Origin of the sequence: Streptomyces sp. RG80 (genome assembly GCF_040446465.1) — a bacterium.
Lineage (GTDB): Bacteria > Actinomycetota > Actinomycetes > Streptomycetales > Streptomycetaceae > Streptomyces.
Genome location: NZ_JBEAAJ010000002.1, coordinates 1 through 19,491, shown reverse-complemented (window position 1 = coordinate 19,491; position 19,491 = coordinate 1). Strand labels below are relative to the sequence as shown.

Annotated in this window: 16 protein-coding genes; 6 read left to right on the top strand and 10 right to left on the bottom strand. The window is 70.8% G+C overall.

What is annotated here, in order from left to right; translation table 11 throughout:
- Nucleotides 1–3 precede the first annotated feature (3 nt).
- The 6 genes from ABKA17_RS05965 to ABKA17_RS05940 are packed head-to-tail and all read right to left on the bottom strand — an operon-like array spanning nt 4 to nt 6,844.
- Nucleotides 4–1,107: an XdhC family protein gene (locus tag ABKA17_RS05965; protein WP_353690798.1), complete on the bottom strand. Its 1,104-nt coding sequence runs from the start codon at nt 1,105–1,107 to the stop codon at nt 4–6.
- A complete protein-coding gene (locus ABKA17_RS05960; RefSeq protein ID WP_353690797.1) occupies nt 1,100–2,245 on the bottom strand; it encodes a vWA domain-containing protein in 1,146 nt (381 codons plus the stop codon). Before ABKA17_RS05960 ends, ABKA17_RS05965 begins: the two co-directional genes overlap by 8 nt.
- A complete protein-coding gene (locus tag ABKA17_RS05955) occupies nt 2,245–3,108 on the bottom strand; it encodes an AAA family ATPase (protein WP_502994149.1) in 864 nt (287 codons plus the stop codon). Before ABKA17_RS05955 ends, ABKA17_RS05960 begins: the two co-directional genes overlap by 1 nt.
- Before the next feature lie 33 nt (nt 3,109–3,141).
- Nucleotides 3,142–3,996: an FAD binding domain-containing protein gene (locus ABKA17_RS05950; RefSeq protein ID WP_353690796.1), complete on the bottom strand. Its 855-nt coding sequence runs from the start codon at nt 3,994–3,996 to the stop codon at nt 3,142–3,144.
- The gene (locus ABKA17_RS05945; RefSeq protein WP_353690795.1) at nt 3,993–6,353 is read right to left on the bottom strand and encodes a xanthine dehydrogenase family protein molybdopterin-binding subunit; all 2,361 of its coding nucleotides are present in this window, start codon (nt 6,351–6,353) and stop codon (nt 3,993–3,995) included. The genes ABKA17_RS05950 and ABKA17_RS05945 overlap by 4 nt, the downstream gene beginning before the upstream one ends.
- Nucleotides 6,350–6,844, bottom strand: a complete 495-nt coding sequence (locus ABKA17_RS05940) for a (2Fe-2S)-binding protein (RefSeq protein ID WP_353690794.1) — start codon at nt 6,842–6,844, stop codon at nt 6,350–6,352. Before ABKA17_RS05940 ends, ABKA17_RS05945 begins: the two co-directional genes overlap by 4 nt.
- 231 nt (nt 6,845–7,075) lie before the next feature.
- Here ABKA17_RS05940 and ABKA17_RS05935 point away from each other — a divergent pair, with 231 nt between their 5' ends.
- From ABKA17_RS05935 to ABKA17_RS05920, 4 genes are all read left to right on the top strand, one after another.
- On the top strand, nt 7,076–9,055 hold the full coding sequence (locus ABKA17_RS05935; RefSeq protein ID WP_353690793.1) for a GTP-binding protein: 1,980 nt from the start codon (nt 7,076–7,078) through the stop codon (nt 9,053–9,055).
- A 92-nt stretch (nt 9,056–9,147) separates the two neighbouring features.
- A complete protein-coding gene (locus ABKA17_RS05930) occupies nt 9,148–10,998 on the top strand; it encodes a glycoside hydrolase family 5 protein (protein WP_353690792.1) in 1,851 nt (616 codons plus the stop codon).
- 60 nt (nt 10,999–11,058) lie between these two features.
- On the top strand, nt 11,059–11,847 hold the full coding sequence (locus ABKA17_RS05925; RefSeq protein ID WP_353690791.1) for a MerR family transcriptional regulator: 789 nt from the start codon (nt 11,059–11,061) through the stop codon (nt 11,845–11,847).
- On the top strand, nt 11,844–13,049 hold the full coding sequence (locus ABKA17_RS05920; RefSeq protein ID WP_353690790.1) for a glycosyltransferase: 1,206 nt from the start codon (nt 11,844–11,846) through the stop codon (nt 13,047–13,049). Before ABKA17_RS05925 ends, ABKA17_RS05920 begins: the two co-directional genes overlap by 4 nt.
- A 3-nt stretch (nt 13,050–13,052) precedes the next feature.
- Here ABKA17_RS05920 and ABKA17_RS05915 read toward each other — a convergent pair whose 3' ends face one another.
- Nucleotides 13,053–14,297: a YncE family protein gene (locus tag ABKA17_RS05915; protein ID WP_353690789.1), complete on the bottom strand. Its 1,245-nt coding sequence runs from the start codon at nt 14,295–14,297 to the stop codon at nt 13,053–13,055.
- Between the two features lie 178 nt (nt 14,298–14,475).
- Between ABKA17_RS05915 and ABKA17_RS05910 the strand changes: the two genes are divergently transcribed.
- Nucleotides 14,476–15,138 carry a TetR/AcrR family transcriptional regulator gene (locus ABKA17_RS05910; protein ID WP_353690788.1) on the top strand — a complete coding sequence of 221 codons (663 nt, stop codon included), beginning with the start codon at nt 14,476–14,478 and terminating at the stop codon, nt 15,136–15,138.
- 72 nt (nt 15,139–15,210) lie between these two features.
- Here the strand turns inward: ABKA17_RS05910 and ABKA17_RS05905 are convergent, their stop codons facing one another.
- Nucleotides 15,211–16,443 (bottom strand): glycosyltransferase, encoded by a 1,233-nt coding sequence (locus ABKA17_RS05905; RefSeq protein WP_353691597.1) that lies wholly within the window; start codon nt 16,441–16,443, stop codon nt 15,211–15,213.
- A gap of 208 nt (nt 16,444–16,651) precedes the next feature.
- On the opposite strand from ABKA17_RS05905, the gene ABKA17_RS05900 reads away from it, so the two are divergent.
- The gene (locus ABKA17_RS05900) at nt 16,652–18,604 is read left to right on the top strand and encodes a ricin-type beta-trefoil lectin domain protein (RefSeq protein ID WP_353690787.1); all 1,953 of its coding nucleotides are present in this window, start codon (nt 16,652–16,654) and stop codon (nt 18,602–18,604) included.
- A gap of 35 nt (nt 18,605–18,639) precedes the next feature.
- Here the strand turns inward: ABKA17_RS05900 and ABKA17_RS05895 are convergent, their stop codons facing one another.
- Together ABKA17_RS05895 and ABKA17_RS05890 are read right to left on the bottom strand one after the other, a co-directional pair.
- The gene (locus tag ABKA17_RS05895; RefSeq protein ID WP_353690786.1) at nt 18,640–18,963 is read right to left on the bottom strand and encodes a hypothetical protein; all 324 of its coding nucleotides are present in this window, start codon (nt 18,961–18,963) and stop codon (nt 18,640–18,642) included.
- Nucleotides 18,960–19,491 (bottom strand): cbb3-type cytochrome c oxidase subunit I (locus ABKA17_RS05890; RefSeq protein ID WP_353690785.1); only part of this gene is annotated, 532 nt, incomplete at its 5' end. The genes ABKA17_RS05890 and ABKA17_RS05895, both read right to left, overlap by 4 nt.

The following is a 19,491-nucleotide window of genomic DNA, read 5'->3' as shown; positions in this document are numbered from 1 at the left end:
TCCTCATGATCCCTGCGGATGGATGGCGCCGGCGGTCGCCGTCAGCGGGGTACCGGTGCCGCCCCAGCGCAGCGCGACGATCTCGGCGGCCACGGAGACGGCCACCTCCTCCGGGGTGCGGGCGCCGAGGTCGAGCCCGACCGGGGAGCGCAGCCGGGCCAGCTCACGGTCCGTGAACCCGGCCTCGACCAGCCGCTTCATCCGGTCGTCGTGGGTACGTCGGCTGCCCATCGCCCCGATGTACGCGGCGGGCCGGCGCAGCGCCTCCTCCAGCAGCGGCACGTCGAACTTGGGGTCGTGGGTGAGCACACAGATCACCGTGCGTTCGTCGGTGGCGGTGCTCTTCAGATAGCGGTGCGGCCAGTCCACGACCACCTCGACGCCCTGCGGGAAGCGCTTGGGGGTGGCGAAGACCGGGCGGGCATCGCACACCGTGACCCGGTAACCGAGGAAGTCACCGATCCGGGCGACCGCGGCGGCGTAGTCGATGGCACCGAACACCAGCATCCGCGGGGGCGGGGCGAAGGAGTGCAGGAAGACGGTGACGGCGTCCTCGCGGCGCTCCCCGCGCGGCCCGTAGTGCCGCAACCCCGTTGCCCCGAGGGCGAGTTCACCGCGTGCGTCGGCGGTGACCGCCACGTCCAGACCGTCCGTGCCGAGGCTCCCCGCGACCCGGTCCGGCCACACCGCGAGGCTCGCCCCGCGCGGCGCGGGACCGTCGGTCACCGTCGCCACGGTCACCGGGCGCCCAGCCGCCACCGACTCGGCGACCTCGCCGAACGCCGGGTCGGTGGCCGGGGTGACGGGCCGCACCAGCAGGGTGATCTCGCCACCGCAGGTCAGCCCCACCGCGAACGCGTCCTCGTCGCTGTACCCGAAGGTCTGCAACCGCGCCTCACCGCTCGCCACGACCTCCTGCGCGAGCTCGAACACCGCCCCCTCCACACACCCCCCGGAGACACTGCCGACCACCTCGTCGTCCGGCCCCACGGCCATCGCCGCGCCGGGGTCGCGCGGCGCGCTGCGGCTCACGCCCACCACGGTCGCCAGTCCGAACGGCACTCCCGCCGCGTACCAGGCGCTCAGCGCCGGGAGAATCTCACGCACGATCCGCTCCTCTCACGACCGCCGCCAGGCTCTCCAGCGCGGCCAGGCTGTGCCCGTCGACGAACGCGTCCACGCTCGGCAACGCCGCCGCCATCCCGGCCGCCAAGGGCGCGTACCCGGGGCGTGCCCTGCGCGGATTGGCCCAGATCACCCGGTGGGCCAGGCGCCGCAAGCGTCGCATCTGCGCCGCCAGCAGCTCCGGATCGCCACGCTCCCAGCCGTCCGACAGCACCACCACGACAGCGCCCCGCGCCATCCCGCGCTGCCCCCACCGATCCAGGAACTCCCGCAGCAGCACACCCAGCCGAGTACCCCCACGCCAGTCCGGCACCGCGGCCGCCACCGCCCGCATCGCGAGGTCCGGATCGCGATGCGTCAGCTCACGGGTCACCCGCGTCAGCCGCGTGGCGAGCGTGAACACCTCGGTGCGCGGCCCCCGGGCGGCCGCGTGCGCGAACCGCAGCAGCGCGTCGGCGTACGGCGCCATCGAACCGCTCACATCGACCAGCAGCACGACCCGGCGGGGCTGCTCGCGCCCGACGTGATGCCGTAGCCGAGCGGGCTCGCCGCCCCGCCGCAACAGCTCCCGCACCGTCCGGCGCGGATCGACGGTCCCGCGCCGAGCCTGCCGCCTCCGGGCGCTGCGCCGGAACTCGCCGCGCAACGCGAACACGTCCAACAGACGCCGCAGTTGCTCACGATCGGCAACGGACAGCTCGGCGATGTCGCGGTGGCGGAGGACCTCGACGGAACTGGCGAGGGTTGCGGTGGGCGGTCCTTCGCGATCGCCCGAAGTGGTGGTGGGAGGTTCAGGGGCATTCCGTGCGATCAGGCGTAGCCGGGACGGGGGAGGCACGGAAATGCCTCTCCGGTCCGGCTCGCCGGTGCCGAAGTACGCGGCGAACACGCGGTCGTAACGCTCCAGGTCGTCCCGGTCCCCGCACAGGGTCAGCCGCCCCGCCCAGTACACATCCGCCCGCAGACCGAGACCCAACTCGTCCACGGCACGCAGATACGCGTGCACCCGGTCCGCACTCGCATCGACGCCGGCCGCGCGGAGGGCACGGGCGAAGCCCAGAAGGGGCGCGGGGAACTGCGCGACCAGCCACGACGTTGCCGCAGACGACCGACGACCCATCACGGCCCGCCCGACGGAGCGCTCAGTACTGCCGCGAAGTCCAGCCCCCGCGCCCGCTCCGCGTCCTCCCGATACTTCAGCACCGACCCCAGCGTCGTCACCGCCAACTCCGCATCCACCTCGCTCGCGCCCAGCGCGTCCAGGGCCTCGGCCCAGTCGATCGTCTCGGCGACGCCGGGCGGCTTGAGCAGCTCCTGTGCGCGCAGCGCCTGCACCAGCGCGGTCACCTGCTCCGCCAGCCGAGCGGAGACACCGGGCAACCGCCGCCGCACGATGGCGAGTTCGCGGGCGAAGTCGGGATGGTCGAACCAGTGGTACAGGCAGCGGCGTTTCAGCGCGTCATGCACCTCACGGGTCCGGTTGGACGTCAGCACGACCACCGGCGGCACAGCGGCCCGCAGCGTGCCCAGTTCCGGGATCGTCACCGAGTACTCCGAGAGCAGCTCCAGCAGGAACGCCTCGAACTCGTCGTCGGCGCGGTCGATCTCGTCGACCAGCAGTACCGACGGGTGGGTCTCCAGTGCCCGCAGCAACGGCCGGGCGACCAGGAACCGCCGGTCGTACAGCTCACCCTCCAGCCGGTCGGCGTCGGTGACCCCGGCCGCCTCGGCGGCGCGCAGATGCAGCAACTGGCGTGGGAAGTCCCAGTCGTACAGGGCCTGCGAGGCGTCGATGCCCTCGTGGCACTGGAGCCGGATCAGCGGGGCGTCGAGTGCCTCGGCGAGAGCGGAGGCGAGCGCGGTCTTGCCGACGCCCGCGTCGCCCTCGCAGAAGATCGGCCGGGCCAGCCGGAGGGCCAGGAAGCAGGCGACGGCCAGCCCGTCGTCGACGAGGTACCCCGTCTCCTCGAGACCGGCCCGCACCTGTTCCGGGCCGTCGAACCGAATGATCGCCGCTCACCCCATCCCGGCGGCGGCCAGCACCGCCCGCTTGGTGAGCACCCGCGCCAGATGTGCCCGGTACTCCGGCGAGGCCGAGACGTCCTGCGACGGCTGGGTCGCCACCGCCGCCGACTCCGCGGCCCGCGCCACGGCGTCCGCGTCCCCGGCACCCGTCAGGGCCTCCTCGGTCGCGGCGGCCCGCAGCGGGGTCGTGCCCATGTTGGTGAGACCGACCCGGGCCTCGGCGATCCGGCCGTTGTCGCGGCGCACCAGCGCGGCCACCCCGACCATCGCCCAGGACTGGGCGACCCGCCCGAACTTCTCGTAGTGGAAGCCCCAGCCGTCCGTCTTCGGCACTCGCACCTCCACGAGCAACTCGTCCGGTTCCAGGGCCGATTGCAGATAGTCGACGAAGAACTGCCGGGCGGGGATCGAGCGCCGACCGTGCCTGCCCTGGACGACCAGCTCGGCGTCCAGCGCCAGCACCACCGCGGGCAGGTCCCCGGCCGGATCGGCGTGCGCCAGGGAGCCCCCGAGGGTGCCCCGATGCCGTACGGCCGGATCCGCGACCGTCGCCGTCGCGGCGGCGAGCAGGCCCGCGTGGCGGCGGACCAGCGGGTCCCGGATCACGTCGTGGTGGGTGGTCATCGCGCCGATGACCAGCGCGTCGCCGTCCTCGCGCACTCCGCGCAGTTCGGGGATGCGGCCGACGTCCACGACCAGTTCCGGGAAGGCGAGGCGGAGCCTGAGCAGGGGCAGCAGGCTCTGTCCGCCGGCCAGCACCTTGGCGTCCTCGCCGGCCTCGGCCAGCGTGCGCACCGCCTCGGCGACGTCGGTGGGACGGGCGTAGTCGAATGCCGGGGGAATCATGCCGAGCCCTCCTCGATCGCTCGCCACACCCGCTCGGGTGTGCAGGGCATGCGGATGTCCGTCACGCCGAACGGACGCAGCGCGTCCACGAGGGCGTTGACGACGGCGGGCGTGGACGCGATCGTGCCCGCCTCACCGACTCCCTTCACACCCAGGGGGTTTGTGGTCGCGGGCGTCTCGGTGCGGTCCGTGACGAAGTCCGGCAGGTCCGGCGCCGACGGGACGAGATAGTCGGCCATCGTGCCGGAGACGAGGTTGCCGTGGTCGTCGTAGACCGCCTCCTCGTACAGCGCCTGCGCGATGCCCTGCGCGAGTCCGCCGTGCACCTGGCCCTCGACGATCATCGGGTTGATCACCTTGCCGACGTCGTCTACGCAGACGTAGGACCGGATGTGAGTCCGTCCCGTCTCGGTGTCGACCTCGACCGCGCAGAGGTGAGTGCCGTGCGGGTAGGAGAAGTTGTCGGGGTCGGTGACGTGGCCTGCGTTGATGGTGGGTTCCATGCCGTCGGGCAGGTCGTGCGAGGAGAACGTCTCGAAGGCGAGTTCCTGGATGGTCCTGCGGGCGTCGGGGGAGCCCTTGACGGAGAAGACGCCGTTGGTGAACTCCAGGTCCTGCTCGCTCGCTTCGAGCAGATGCGCGGCCACCTTCCGGGCCTTGTCCACCACCTTCCGCGCCGCGTGGTGAATCGCCGTGCCGCCGACGACAAGGGAGCGCGAGCCGTAGGTGTCCATGCCCTGCGGGGCGGCCTTGGTGTCGCCGTGCACCACCTGGACGTCCTCGAAGGGAACGCCAAGCACGTCGGCGGCGATCTGGCTCCAGCAGGTCACATGCCCCTGCCCGTGCGGACTGGTGCCGGTGACCACCTCGACCTTGCCGGTGGGCAGCATCCGGATGGTCGCCGCCTCCCAGCCGCCCGCCGCGTACCGCAGATCCCGCAGCACCCGGCTCGGCGCGAGCCCGCACATCTCGGTGTACGTCGACACTCCGATGCCCAGGCGCACGGAGTCGCCCCGGCGGTTGCGGTCCGCCTGCTCGGCGCGCAGCTTGTCGTAGTCGAAGAGCGCGAGCGCCTTTTCGGTCGCGGCCTCGTAGTTGCCGCTGTCGTAGGTGAGGCCCGCGATCGTGGTGTACGGGAACTCCTCGTGCCCGATCCAGTTGCGGCGCCGCAACTCCACCGGGTCCAGGCCGAGTTCGACGGCCAGCTCGTCCATGATCCGCTCGATGGCGAACGTCGCCTCCGGGCGTCCGGCGCCGCGATAGGCGTCGGTCGGGGTCCTGGTCGTGAAGACGCCGGTGACGCCCAGCTCGTAGGAGTCCATCTTGTAGATCCCCGGGTACATGAACGCGCCCAGGATCGGGATGCCCGGGGTGACCAGCATCAGGTAGGCGCCCATGTCGACCAGCAGGTCCGCCTTGAGGCCGAGCAGCTTGCCGTCGCGGTTCGCGGCGATCTCGATGTCCTGGATCATGCCGCGGCCGTGGTGGGTGGCCAGGTAGCCCTCGGAGCGGGACTCGGTCCATTTGACCGGGCGTCCGAGGCGCCGGGCGACGGTGAGGGCGATGGCCTCCTCGCCGTAGACCTGGAGTTTCGAGCCGAAGCCGCCGCCGACGTCGGGGGCGATCACGCGCAGCTTGTGCTCGGGGATCCCGGTGACCACGGCGAGCATGATCCGCAGGATGTGCGGGATCTGGGTGGAGGAGTGGAGGGTGTACTCGTCGGAGGCGGCGAGCGGGGTGACGACGACTCCGCGCGGTTCCATGGCGTTGGGGATGAGCCGCTGGTGGACGTAGCGGCGCTTGAGGGTGACCTCGGCGCGCTCGCGTACCGTCTCGAAGTCCTCGCCGGTCTTCAGGGGCCAGAGGTAGCTGCGGTTGGTGCCCTTGTCGGAGTGGACGAGAGGGGCGTCCTCGGCGAGGGCTGCCTCCAGGTCGAGGACCGGGGGCAGCGGGGTGTAGTCGACCTCTATCGCTTCCAGGGCGTCGGCGGCCTGATACCGGTCGCGGGCCACGACGACCGCCACCGGGTCGCCGGCGTACCGGACCTCGTCGACGGCGATCGGCGGGTGGTCGGGCAGGACGATGTCCTCGGTGACCGGCCAGGCGCAGGGGAGGGAGCCCAGCCCGTCCGCGAGGTCGGCGCCGCTGAACGCCGCGACGACACCGGGGCGTTCGAGGGCGGGGGAGACATCGACGCGGTCGATGTGGGCGTGGGCCATTGGGCTGCGGAGGATCGCCAGGTGGAGCAGGCCATTCACGCTGATGTTGTCGGTCCAGTTGGTCTGGCCGGTGAGCAGGCGGGCGTCCTCCTTGCGGGGACGGGAGCGGCCGACCTCGGGTTCGAGGGTCTCGGTCATGTCCGCACCTCCTGGGGCGAAGCGTGTGCCGAGGCGTCTTCGGAGGCGTCCAGGACCGCGCGGACGATGTTCTGGTAGCCCGTGCAGCGGCACAGGTTGCCCTCCAGGGCGTGGCGCACCTCGTCCGACGTGGGGTGCGGGTTGTCCCGCAGGAGGTCGCGCGCCGCCATGATCATGCCCGGTGTGCAGTAGCCGCACTGGAGCGCGTGCCGCTCGTGGAACGCCCGCTGGAGCCCCGTCCACTCACCGTTCGTGGTCAGTCCCTGGACGGTGGTCACTTCGCTGCCGTCCGCCTGGACGGCCAGGACCGAGCAGCTCTTGACGCTCTCGCCGTCCAGGTCGACCGTGCAGGCCCCGCAGTTGGACGTGTCGCAGCCGATGGGGGTCCCGGTCAGGCCGAGGCGGTCACGCAGATAGTGGATCAGAAGAAGACGGGGTTCCACTTCGTCCTCGTAGTTGGTTCCGTCCACCTTCACCGAGATACGGGTCATGTGCCCTCCCAGGAAACACCGGACGTGATGCGCGTCACTCTAGGACTGGTAGGGAGAGCGGGCGAGGGCCGTGACATGGCTTTGTTGAGCGTTAATTCGTTGGCGTCCGGTGCGCGGCTCTGCTGCACTGCTGGAGACCGATCGGCGATCAATGGAGGAGAGCAGTAATGCGAGGAGCACGCATGTCCATCCGAGAAGGAATGACCCCCTCTTCTAAGGACATGACGCTTCGTGCACTTGCTCAACCTCGGGATCCTCGCCCATGTCGACGCCGGTAAGACCAGCCTGACCGAGCGGCTGCTGCACTCGGTCGGAGTCATCGACGAGATCGGCAGCGTCGACGCCGGCAGCACACAGACCGATTCCCTCGCGCTGGAACGGCAGCGCGGCATCACCATCAAGTCGGCCGTCGTCTCCTTCGCGGTCGACGACGTCACCGTCAACCTCATCGACACCCCCGGCCACCCGGACTTCATCGCCGAGGTGGAGCGCGTCCTCGGCGTGCTCGACGGCGCCGTCCTGGTCGTGTCGGCCGTGGAAGGTGTTCAGGCGCAGACCCGTGTCCTGATGCGGACCCTCCAGCGGCTGCGCATCCCCACGCTGATCTTCGTCAACAAGATCGACCGGCGCGGAGCGGACCACGACGCCGTCCTGTGCGCCCTCGCCGAGCGGCTGACGCCCGCGGTCGTCCCGATGGGGCGAGCCGTCGCACTCGGCACCCGCGAGGCCGCGTTCGTGCCGGGACCGGTACCCGTGGACGTGCTCGCCGACCACGACGACGACCTGCTCGCCGCGTACGTCGAAGGGGCGCTCGCACCGGACCGTACGCGTGCGGCCCTGGTCGCCCAGACCCGACAGGCCCTCGTCCACCCGGTGTTCTTCGGCTCCGCCGTCACGGGCGCCGGGGTGGCCGAACTCATCGCCGGGATCAAGGAGTTGCTGCCCCGCGCCGACGGCGACCCCGACGGGCCGGTCTCCGGCACCGTGTTCAAGGTCGAGCGGGGCCCGGCGGGGGAGAAGATCGCCTACGCGCGGATGTTCTCCGGCACGCTGCACACCCGCGACCGCGTCCCCTTCGGCGACGTCCGAGGCGGCGACGCCCGCGACGAGGGCCGCATCACCGCGGTCAGCGTCTTCGACCACGGCACTGACCTGCGCGAGGACGCGGTCCCGGCGGGGCGGATCGCGCGGCTCTGGGGTCTGGCCGATGTCCGCATCGGGGACTCGATCGGCGAACCCCGCAAGGCGCACGGCCACTTCTTCGCCCCGCCGACCCTGGAGACCATCGTGGTCCCCGGGCCGGCGACGGACCGGCGGGCGCTGCATCTCGCGCTGACCCGGCTCGCCGAGCAGGACCCGCTGATCGGCCTGCGCCACGACGAGGTGCGGCGGGAGACCGCCGTGTCCCTGTACGGGGAGGTCCAGAAGGAGGTCATTCAGGCCACTCTCGCGGAGGAGTTCGGGCTCGCTGTCGGGTTCCGCGAGACCACGCCGCTGTGCGTCGAGCGGCCGGCCGGGTCGGGCGCCGCCGCCGAGTTCATCAAGAAGGACGCCAACCCCTTCCTCGCGACCGTCGGCCTGCGCGTCGACCCCGCCCCGGCCGGTTCCGGCGTCGCCTTCCGGCTGGAGGTGGAGCTCGGGGCGATGCCGTACGCCTTCTTCAAGGCGGTCGAGGACACCGTCCGCGAGACCCTCGGCCAGGGGCTCAACGGCTGGCAGGTCACCGACTGCACGGTCACCATGACCCACTCCGGCTACTGGCCCCGCCAGAGCCACTCCCACCAGGGCTTCGACAAGAGCATGTCCAGCACCGGGGCGGACTTTCGCGGTCTGACCCCGCTGGTGCTGAGCGAGGCACTGCGGCGGGCGGACACCCAGGTGTACGAGCCGATGCACCGCTTCCGGATCGAGGCCCCGGCCGACACGCTGGGCGCGCTGCTTCCGGTGCTGGCGGCGCTCCAGGCCGTACCGCGGACCACCGAGACCCGCGGTGACGTCTGTGTCCTGGAGGGCGCGGTGCCGGCGGCCCGGGTGCACGGGCTGGAGCAGCGGCTGCCCGGACTCACGCGTGGCGAGGGGGAGTTGGAGAGCGGCTTCGACCACTACGCGCCGGTCCTGCGGGGCGAGGTGCCGAGCCGTCCGCGTACCGATCACAACCCGCTGAACCGCAAGGAGTACCTGTTGAACGTGACGCGCAGAGTGGCCGACTGAGCTGGCTGAGAAAGAACGTGTGAAAAAACCTGAGACTTACTCATGAGTCACAAGTGTTGACGGTGGCCGGAAAGCGCTTGACTGTAGTGGACATGCCGAATATCCGGGCTCGTCTGCTGGCTGTTCTGGTCGTCCTTTTCGGATCCCTGACGGTGGCGGGCGCCGGGCCCGCCACCGCCGCCGTCCCCAATTCCCTCTGGTTCGACGGCACGGCGCTCACCGTGTCGAACGGCCGTTTTGTCGACGGCCAAGGCCGTGAGGTCGTCCTGCGCGGCTACAACGTCTCCGGCGAGACCAAGCTCGACGAGAATCACGGCCTCCCCTTCGCCTCCGTCGCCGACGCCAGGAAGTCGGCCACCGCGCTGAGAGCCCTCGGCGGCGGCAACTCCGTGCGCTTCCTGCTGTCCTGGGCGTACGCCGAACCGGTGCGCGGCCAGTTGGACACGAGCTACCTGTCCGCCGCGACCGCGCAGATGGGCGCCTTCCTGGACGCCGGTATCCGCGTCTACCCCGACTTCCACCAGGACCTCTACTCCCGCCATCTCTTCGACACCGACAGCTGGTACACCGGTGACGGCGCCCCCAAGTGGGCGGTGGAACTGGGCAATTACCCCGACGAATCCTGCGGGATCTGTTTCCTGTGGGGCCAGAACATCACCCAGAACGGCGCGGTGAAGGCCGCCCAGTACGACTTCTGGCACAACGCCCACGGTCTCCAGGACTCCTTCCTGAGCATGGCCCAGCAGACTATGGCGTACGTCAAGCAGAACCTGTCGACCGAGCAGTTCGCGGGCGTCCTCGGCTTCGACCCCTACAACGAGCCGTACGCCGGCACCTACGACTCCGGCCAGAACAGCCGCACCTGGGAACGCGACCTGCTGTGGCCGTTCTACGTGAAGTTCCGCGCCCGCATGGACGCGGCGGGCTGGCAGGGCAAACCCGCCTTCGTCGAGCCGAACCTCTTCTGGAACGGCAACGTCAGCAAGGAGGAGGGCGGACTCCTCGACGCGGGCTCGATCGGCTCCCGCTATGTCTTCAACACCCACTTCTACGACCAGAAGGCCATCTCCGGCATCCTCATGTGGGGCAACGCCTCGGACGGCCAGTACACGACCGACTTCGCCACGGTCCGCGACCGGGCTTCCGCGCTCGGCACCACGGCCGTCGTCAGCGAGTTCGGCCACCCGCTGAACGGCAACACCGCCGGCAAGGCCCCGACGGTCCTGAAGGCGATGTACCAGGCCATGGACTCCCGGGTGAAGGGCGCCAACTGGTGGACCACGCCCGCCACTTCGGGGCCGGTCCTGTCCAGCTCGCAGTGGCAGTGGGACATCTACAACGGCCGCCACCACGAGCTCATGAACTACAACCCCGACAAGGTGCTCACCACCGCGGACGCCTGGAACGACGAGGACCTGTCGGCCGTACGCCTCGACGACTCCGGTACGGCGGTGCTCCGTCAGGACGCCCGGCTGCTCGACCGGATCTACCCGAGCGCCACCTCGGGCAGCACCCTCGCCTTCACCTACGAGGACCGCTCCCGCGACGGCTCCACGACCCTGACCTGGAACCCGGTCCCGAGCAGCCTGCCCAACGTGTCCTCGCTGGTCGGGTCCGGTCAGTACTCACTGCTGGTCTGGCGCTCGGGCAGCGGCTCGGCACCCACCGAGCTGCATCTGCCGGCCTCCTTCCCGACCGCCTCCACCACCGTGGTCTCCGACCTCGGCACGGCGTACGCCCCGCCGGCGTACACCTCGACGACCCCGATCGGCACGACCGTCGAACCCGGCGGCACCGGCAGCCGCCGCCTGCTGCTCACCGACTCCGACAGCGGCACCCTGCACTACGCGCTGGTGACGAACGGGGCCACCTCGCCCTCCGCGTCCGTACTGAGCGCGGCCAAGTCCGAACTGGCCACGTGGATGGCGTCGAAGTTCAGCTGACGCGCTTGACCCTCTCCTTACGTCAGGGTTGAGGCTGGACCCCGACGAAAGGGCAGGTGAATGAGCTACTCCGTGCGGCAGGTCGCGTCCTGGGCCGCGGTGACGGTGCGCACGCTCCATCACTACGACCGGACCGGCCTGCTCACGCCCAGCACCCGGACCCGGGCCGGATACCGCCTCTACGACGAGGCCGATCTGGCCCGGCTCCAGCAGATTCTCTTCTACCGCGAACTCGGCTTTCCGCTCGAAGAGATCGCCGCCATCCTGCGCGACCCGCAGGCGAACGCCCTGGACCATCTGCGGGCACGGCAACGGCAGTTGAGCGAGGAGATCGCCCGGCTGCAACGGCTGTCCGAGGTCGCCGAGCGGGCCATCGAGGTCCAGCAGACCGGTGTGACCCTCACTCCGCAGGAACGCTTCGAGGTCTTCGGCGAGATCGGCTTCGACCTCAGCTACGCCACCGAACGGCAGCTGAAGTGGGCCGACTCTCAGGGGCAGCGCGAGTCGATGGCGCGGGCCGCCGCCTACTCCAAGGAGGACTGGCGGCGGATCATGGGGGAGGCCGCCGAGTGGCGGGAACGGCTGCTCGCGGCCTTCGACGCCGGGGAGCCGAGCGACGGTGACGCGGTCATGGACCTCGCCGAGGAACACCGGCAGCACATCAGCCGGTCCTTCACCCACTGCCCGCCCGCCATGCACCTGCGGCTCGCGGACGAGTTCGCTGCCGACCCGCGCGCCTTCGCCCTCGTCGTCCCGCCGTCACAGCAACGGCCCGGCCTCGCCGACTGGCTGGCCAAGGCCGTCCACGCCAACGCGGCCCGCCACGACTCCCCGGAGGACGAGAGATGAGGATCCTGATCGCCGCGGCCGGATCACGCGGCGACGTCGCCCCCTACACCGGGCTCGGCGCCGAGCTGCGCCGCGCCGGACACGAGGTCGCGCTCGCCGCGCCGGACGCTTTCGCGGGCCTCGTGACGGAGGCGGGGCTGGAGTTCCGGTCCCTCCCGGCCCGGGCGGAGGGCGGCGCGGCGACCAGACGTGAACTGATGCGCACCGCCGCCGAGTTCATCACCGAGCTGGGGCGGGGTTTCGCCGAGGCGGTGGACCCCGGGACGGACCTGCTCATGCTGTCGACGACCACCGCTCCGCTCGGCTGGCACGTCTCCGAGGCGACCGGAATCCCCGCGCTCGGCGCCCATCTCGTGCCCGCCGCTCCGACGGGTGACTTCCCGCCCGTCGTCACCGGAGCCCGTTCCCTGGGGCGGCTGGGCAACCGTACGGCCGGACGCTTCGCGCTCCGTATGGCCGACCGCCTCTACACCCCGGCGGTCACCCGACTCCGCCACGATCTCGGGCTGCCCCCGGTCACCCCGCACGCGATGCGACGCCGTCAGGAGCGGGCGGACCGGCCGGTCCTGCACGGCTTCAGCGCGACCCTCGTGCCCCGCCCCTCCGACTGGCGGCCGGGACTGGAGGTCACGGGCACCTGGTGGCCGTACGTCGACGAGAGCCGTCGACTGCCCGCCGAGCTGGAGGACTTCCTCGCGGCCGGACCGCGCCCGGTGTTCGTCGGGTTCGGCAGCATGGCGGGAGGCGAGGGCGAGCGGCTGAGCGACATCGCCGTACGAGCCCTGCGGCGGGCCGGGCTGCGGGGGATTCTCCAGACCGGCGCTGCCGGGCTCGCGGCCGACGGTGACGACGTGCTCACCGTCGGGGATGTGCCGCACGCGTTGCTGTTCCCGCGGGTCGCCGCCGTGGTCCACCACGCCGGAGCGGGCACCGCGGCGGCCGGACTGCGCGCCGGGGTGCCCGCGGTACCCGTGCCGGTGACGACGGACCAGCCGTTCTGGGCGGGACGGCTGGCCGCGCTCGGCGCCGCCACCGACCCGATCCCGTTCCGGTCGCTCACGGCCGAGGCGCTCGCCGACGCGCTCGGCCGTGTCCTACGGCAGCAGACCTACAGCCGTGCGGCCATGACCGCCGCGCAGCTCATGGCCGCCGAGGACGGGGCGGGCGAGGCGGTCAAGGCCGTGGAGCGGCTGACGGGCTGAGCCTCAGGAGGCCGGGCTCGTCCAGTTCGCCGCGACATGGCCGAGGCGGACCCGCTGGGGGTGGTCGCCGACGGGCACGGACACCGTCTTCTGGCCGGTGGCGAAGTCGATCGCGGTGACCTGGTCGGTGCCGCTCTCGGAGACCACACAGAGCTTGCCGTCGCCGCTGACCGTGGCCCAGTAGGGCTTGGAGGCGGTGACCAGCGGGCCCTCCTGGAGGGTGGTGCGGTTGACGACCGTCGCGTAGTCGTCCATGGTCCCGGCGACGCAGAGCTTGCTGCCGTCGGGGCTCATCGAGATGCCGTGGTGGCGCGAGTCGTTGACGAACGTGGTGCGGTCGTCGCTGGTCGCCGGGTTCTTCGGCAGGGTCTTCGTGCGGGTGATCTTGTCGGTGGCGATGTCGTACTCGAAGAAGCCGTTGAAGAACGACACCTGGAAGTACAGCTTGGACTCGTCCGGGGAGAACACCGCCGGGCGGACCGCGTCGGAGTAGTCCGTGAGCCCGATCGCGTCCAGCTTCGGCCGCATGTCGATGACCTTGACCTGCTGGTACGTCGTCGCGTCGACGACCGTGATGCGCCGGTCGCCCTTCGTCCAGTCCAGCCACGCGGCGTCGGAGTCGGTGTTCACGTCACCGATCGCCATGTTGTAGATGTACTTGCCGTCCTTGGTGAAGATGTTCTCGTGCGGCTTGTCGCCGGTGCCGAACTTGCCGAGCTGCTTGCCGGTGTTGATGTCCAGCACATGCACGGTGTTCGAGGTCGAGGCGGACACCGCGACGCGGGTGCCGTCGGGGGAGACCGCCATGTGGTCCGAGCGGTAACCCGACACGGGGAAGCGCCAGTTGATGGCCCCGGTGGAGAGGTTGATCGACACGACGTCGGCGAAGCTCGGCCGGGAGACCACGACCGAGGTGCCGTCCGGGGTGGAGTACATGTCGTCGACGAACTGGTCATGGCCCTCGCCGACGCTGTTGCGGATCGCCATGAAGTAGATCCACTTGATCGGATCGGCGTTGATCTGCGCCATCCGCTCGTCCTTGTCGGGGATGACGTTGATCCGGCCGATCTTCGCCAGATCTCCGGAGGACTTGAGGACGTCGGCGGTGCCCTCCCAGTTGTTGCCGACGAACAGCACCTCGCGCAGGGCGGCGGCGTCCGCGGCGGAGGCGGCGGTGGCCGGGGCGGTGACGGTCAGGGCGACGGCGGCGGCCAGGACGGCGAGGTGCCTGGTTCTGAAGGCAGGCATGACGGCTCTCTCCTCTGAGTGGGGTTCATGAGTAGGACATGCCAAAGCAGGGCGGGTGAATCTGAACACAGATGCTTTCAGAGTCAACTTACTGCAAAGTAAGGAAGGGGCGCCCTTCTCCACAAGACTGCGTACACGACAAAATTGGCGAGTCAGTGGACGATCAACGGAGGTGACCGTGGCGGGCAGGCTCAAGGCGCCGACCGGCCGCTACGGCGGCAAGACCGCCGAGGAGAGACAGGCGCTGCGGCGCCGCCGGTTCCTGGAGGCGGCGCTCCAGCTGTTCGGCGACACCCCCGGCTACCGCAACACGACGGTCGCCGCGCTCAGCGAGGCCGCCGGCCTGTCGACCCGCCAGTTCTACGAGGAGTTCCGCACCCTGGAGGACGTCCTCGCCGCCCTCCATCTCCAGGTCAACGGCTGGGCCGAGGAAGCCGTCCTGGCGGCGGTGGCCGACGCGGACGACCTTCCGCTGGCCCAGCGCGGCGCCGCGATCTTCCGCGCGTACGCCGCCAACGTCACCGCCGATCCACGCCGTATCCGCATCACCTTCGTCGAGATCATCGGCGTCAGCCCCCGTCTGGAGGAACAGCGCCTGGCCCGCCGCGCCGGCTGGATCGACCTGCTGTGCGCCGAGGCCAACGCGGCGGTCGCGCGCGGGGAGGCGGCGCCCAGGGACTACCGGCTCCCGGCGGCGGCCTTCATCGGCGCCGTCAACGGACTGCTGCACGACTGGAGCGCGGGGTGGGTGGACGCGACGCTGGACGAGGTGGTGGAGGAACTGGTGCGCCAGCTGCTGGCGATCATGCAACCGGCGGGATGGCAGCCGGCCTCCGGCTGACCGAGCCGCCGCGGGGCGTGTCCTTCGCAGTGAGTCGGACCGGGCCGCGACGGACTCCTGAAGCCCTTCCCCTCAGGCGTCCGCCAGCCGGTTCACCGCCTCCACCACCGGCGCGACCCCGTCCTCCGCGCGAATCCGCGCCCCCAGGGCCCGGGCCCGTTCCCGGTACCCCGGATCCCGCGTGACCCGCATCAGGGCCGAGGCGAGCGCGTCCGTGCTGAGCCGGCGGAGCGGTACCACTTCAGGCGCCACGCCCAGGGAGACCAGGCGGGCCGACCAGAAGCCCGCGTCGAACTGGACCGGTACCGGGACGGCCGGTACCCCCGCCCGCAGTCCGGCCGCGGTGGTGCCGGCGCCCGCGTGATGGACCACGGCGGCCAGGTGCGGGAAGAGGGCGGAGTGCGCGACCTCGCCGACGGTCAGCATGTCGTCGCCGTCGGCCGCGAGTCCGCCCCAGCCCCGCTGGATCACCCCGCGCAGCCCGGCCCGGCGCAGGGCGCGCACGAGGTCGGCGCTGAGCCGCTCGGGGTCCGGCACGGTCGCGCTGCCCAGACCGACGAAGACCGGAGGCGGGCCCGCGTCGAGGAACTCCCGCAGCTCGGGCGGGAGTTCGCTGTCCACGTCGTACGGCCACCAGTAGCCGGTGACCTCGAGGCCGGCCCGCCAGTCGCGCGGCCGGGCCACCACCGCCGGGCTGAAGCCGTGGTGCACCGGCCAGCCCTGCCGCTCCCGGGCCCGGAAGGCCGCGCCGGTCCCCAGGCGGGGCAGCCCCAGGCGACTGCGCAGCGCTGGGACGGTCGCGGAGAAGACCTGCTCGACGGCGAGCCCCACCCCGTGTCCCGCGACCCGGTTGCCGATGGTTCCCCAGGAGCCGCCGCCCATCATGGGCGGCCCGAACTCCCGGGTGGGGGCGAGGGGTTGGAGGTAGACGCCCATGCTCGGCAGCGACAGGCCCTCGGCGACGGTGTGCCCGAGGGGCGCGAGCGAGCCGGACAGCAGCAGTACGTCGCTCGCGCGGGCGGCCGCCAGTACGTCGTCCGCCATCTCCTGGGCCAGGGTGCGGGCCATGGTGACCACCCGCACCAGCTTTCCGGCGCCGGTCGTGCTGCGGTGCAGCGCCCGGCCGCGCGCGGACTCCAGTTCCGCCTTGGGGTCCACCGGCAGGGCGTGGAAACCGAGCCCCGAACCCGCCACGAGCGGCTCGAAGGAACCGTGGGTGACCAGGGTGACCTCGTGTCCGGCCCGCACGAGGCCGTGTCCCAGCCCGGTGAAGGGGGCGACGTCGCCCCGGGATCCCGCTGTCATGATCGCTACGCGCACGCCCGTCAGTATGGCGCGGTGCCACGCCCCGACGGGCGAACGACCCGTGAGAACCGGCTACTTCACACCTGCCACAACCGTTGACTTCCCCCTCCGGCGGCTCTACTTTCGGCGCGCGACATGTTCGGACTGTCGATCCCCGTTCGAAATTTCGTCACCCTCGAGTGTTCCTCCCCGCACCAAGGAGCCCCGCATGTACCCCCCACCGCGCCCTGCACGCCGCGTCAGAGCCGCCGGCATACGCGCCCTCGTCCTCGTGCTGGCCGCCACCGCCGCCCTGCTGTTCGCGCCGCCGACCGGGGCCCAGGCGGCGACCAGCCGTCAGATACCGGTGCCCGCCGCCCCGATGGGCTGGGCCTCCTGGAACAGCTTCGCCGCGAAGATCGACTACAGCGTGATCAAGCAGCAGGTCGACGCGTTCGTCGCCTCGGGACTGCCGGCGGCCGGCTACCAGTACATCAACATCGACGAGGGCTGGTGGCAGGGCACCCGTGACAGCGCCGGCAACATCACGGTCGACGAGGCGGAGTGGCCCGGCGGGATGAAGGCCATCGCCGACTACATCCACAGCAAGGGCCTCAAGGCGGGCATCTACACCGACGCCGGCAAGGACGGCTGCGGCTACTACTACCCGACCGGCCGCCCCGCCGCGCCCGGCTCCGGCAGCGAGGGCCACTACGACCAGGACATGCTCCAGTTCTCGCAGTGGGGCTTCGACTTCGTGAAGGTCGACTGGTGCGGCGGCGACGCCGAGGGACTCGACGCGAAGACCACGTACCAGGCGATCAGCGACGCGATCACCAAGGCCACGACCGCGACCGGCCGCCCGATGACCCTGTCGCTGTGCAACTGGGGCCGGCAGAACCCGTGGAACTGGGCGCCGGGACAGGGCGCGATGTGGCGCACCAACGACGACATCATCATCTACGGCAACAAGCCGTCCATGACCAATCTGCTGACCAACTACGACCGGAACGTGCACCCCACCGCCCAGCACACCGGCTACTACAACGACCCCGACATGCTGATGGTCGGCATGGACGGCTTCACCGCCGCCCAGAACCGCACCCACATGAGCCTCTGGGCGATCTCCGGCGCCCCGCTCCTCGCCGGCAACAACCTCGCCACGATGACCACCGAGACCGCGAACATCCTCAAGAACCCCGAGGTCATCGCCGTCGACCAGGACTCGCGCGGCCTCCAGGGCGTGAAGGTCGCCGAGGACACCACGGGACTCCAGGTGTACGGCAAGGTCCTGTCCGGCGCCGGCAACCGCGCGGCCGTGCTGCTCAACCGCACCTCCACCGCCCAGAACATCACCGTCCGGTGGTCCGACCTCGGCCTGACCACCGCGAACGCGACCGTCCGTGACCTGTGGACGCGCCAGAACATCGGTACCTTCGGCACGAGTTACACCACCAGCGTCCCGGCGGGCGGCTCGGTGATGCTCACCGTCACCGGCGGCACCGAGGCCTCGGGCAGCACCTACACCGGCACGGCCGGCTTCTCCGGCGTGGTCGCCGGCAACACCGGCCTGAAGGTCGTGGACGTCGCCTACACCAACACCTCGTCCACGGCGCGCACCGCGACCCTCAAGGTCAACGGACAGGGCGCGACGACCGTCTCCTTCCCGCCGACCGGCTCCAGTCAGGGCACCATCAGCCTCCAGGTCGCCCTGTCCAAGGGCTCGTCCAACACCCTGACCTTCACGGGCGCCCCCACCCTGGCCGACATCACGGTCAAGCCGCTGCCCGGCACCAACGGCAACCTCGTCGTCGGCAAGCAGTCCGGCCGCTGCCTCGACATCAACGACAACACCATCACCAACGGCACCCAGGCCCAGCTGTGGGACTGCAACGGCGGCCAGAACCAGGCCTGGACGTACACCTCCCGCAAGGAACTCGTGGTGTACGGCAACAAGTGCCTGGACGCCTACAACGCCGGCACCACCAACGGCACCAAGGTCGTCATCTGGGACTGCAACGGCCAGAACAACCAGAAGTGGAACGTCAACAGCGACGGCACGCTCACCAATGTCAACGGCGGGCTCTGCCTGGACGCCTACAACAACCAGACGGCCAACGGCAGTTCCCTGGTGCTGTGGGCCTGCGGCACCGGCGACAACCAGAAGTGGACGCTGAACTAGCGGCCGGTGTCCCGTACGTCCCCGCCCCGGACGTCCTAGGCGCCCGGGGCGAGACACATCACCAGAACACCGACGAGCACGGCGCAACCCAGCAGCCAGCCGGCCAGCAGCCGGCACCGCAGCCGCCGGTACGTCGCCTCGTACTCGTCCCGCAACCTCCCGGCACGCGCCGCCGTGTGCTGCCAGGAGGTGCGGGCGAGTACGAGGTACTCCGCCTCGAACCGCCGCTCCACCTCCGCCCGTTGGCTGTCGGTGAGCCAGTGCAGCGGCCCGGTGAAGCGCTCGGCGGCCGTGCGGCCCTCCTCGCGGGTGGCGGCGAGCAGCAGATGACCCTCGACCTCGTTGACGAACCTGCTCACAGGGCGGTCAACTCCCTCTCCGTGACGGCCGGATGGTGCAGGTCGAACGCCGGGGACTCGCTGCGGATCCGCGGCAGGGCCACGAAGTTGTGCCGCGGAGGCGGGCACGAGGTCGCCCACTCGAGCGAGCGGCCGTAGCCCCACGGGTCGTCGACCTCGACCTTCTTGCCGTACTTGGCCGTCTTCCACACGTTGTAGAAGAAGGGCAGCATCGACGCGCCGAGCACGAACGAGAAGATGCTCGACAGGGTGTTGAGCGGCGTCAGGCCCTCCACCGCCAGATAGTCCGGGATCCGGCGCTGCATACCGTTCACCCCCAGCCAGTGCTGGACCAGGAAGGTGCCGTGGAAGCCGATGAACAGCGTCCAGAAGGTGATCTTGCCGAGGCGCTCGTCGAGCATCCTCCCGGTCATCTTCGGCCACCAGAAGTGGAAGCCGGAGAACATCGCGAAGACGACGGTGCCGAACACCACGTAGTGGAAGTGCGCCACCACGAAGTACGAGTCCGAGACGTGGAAGTCCATCGGC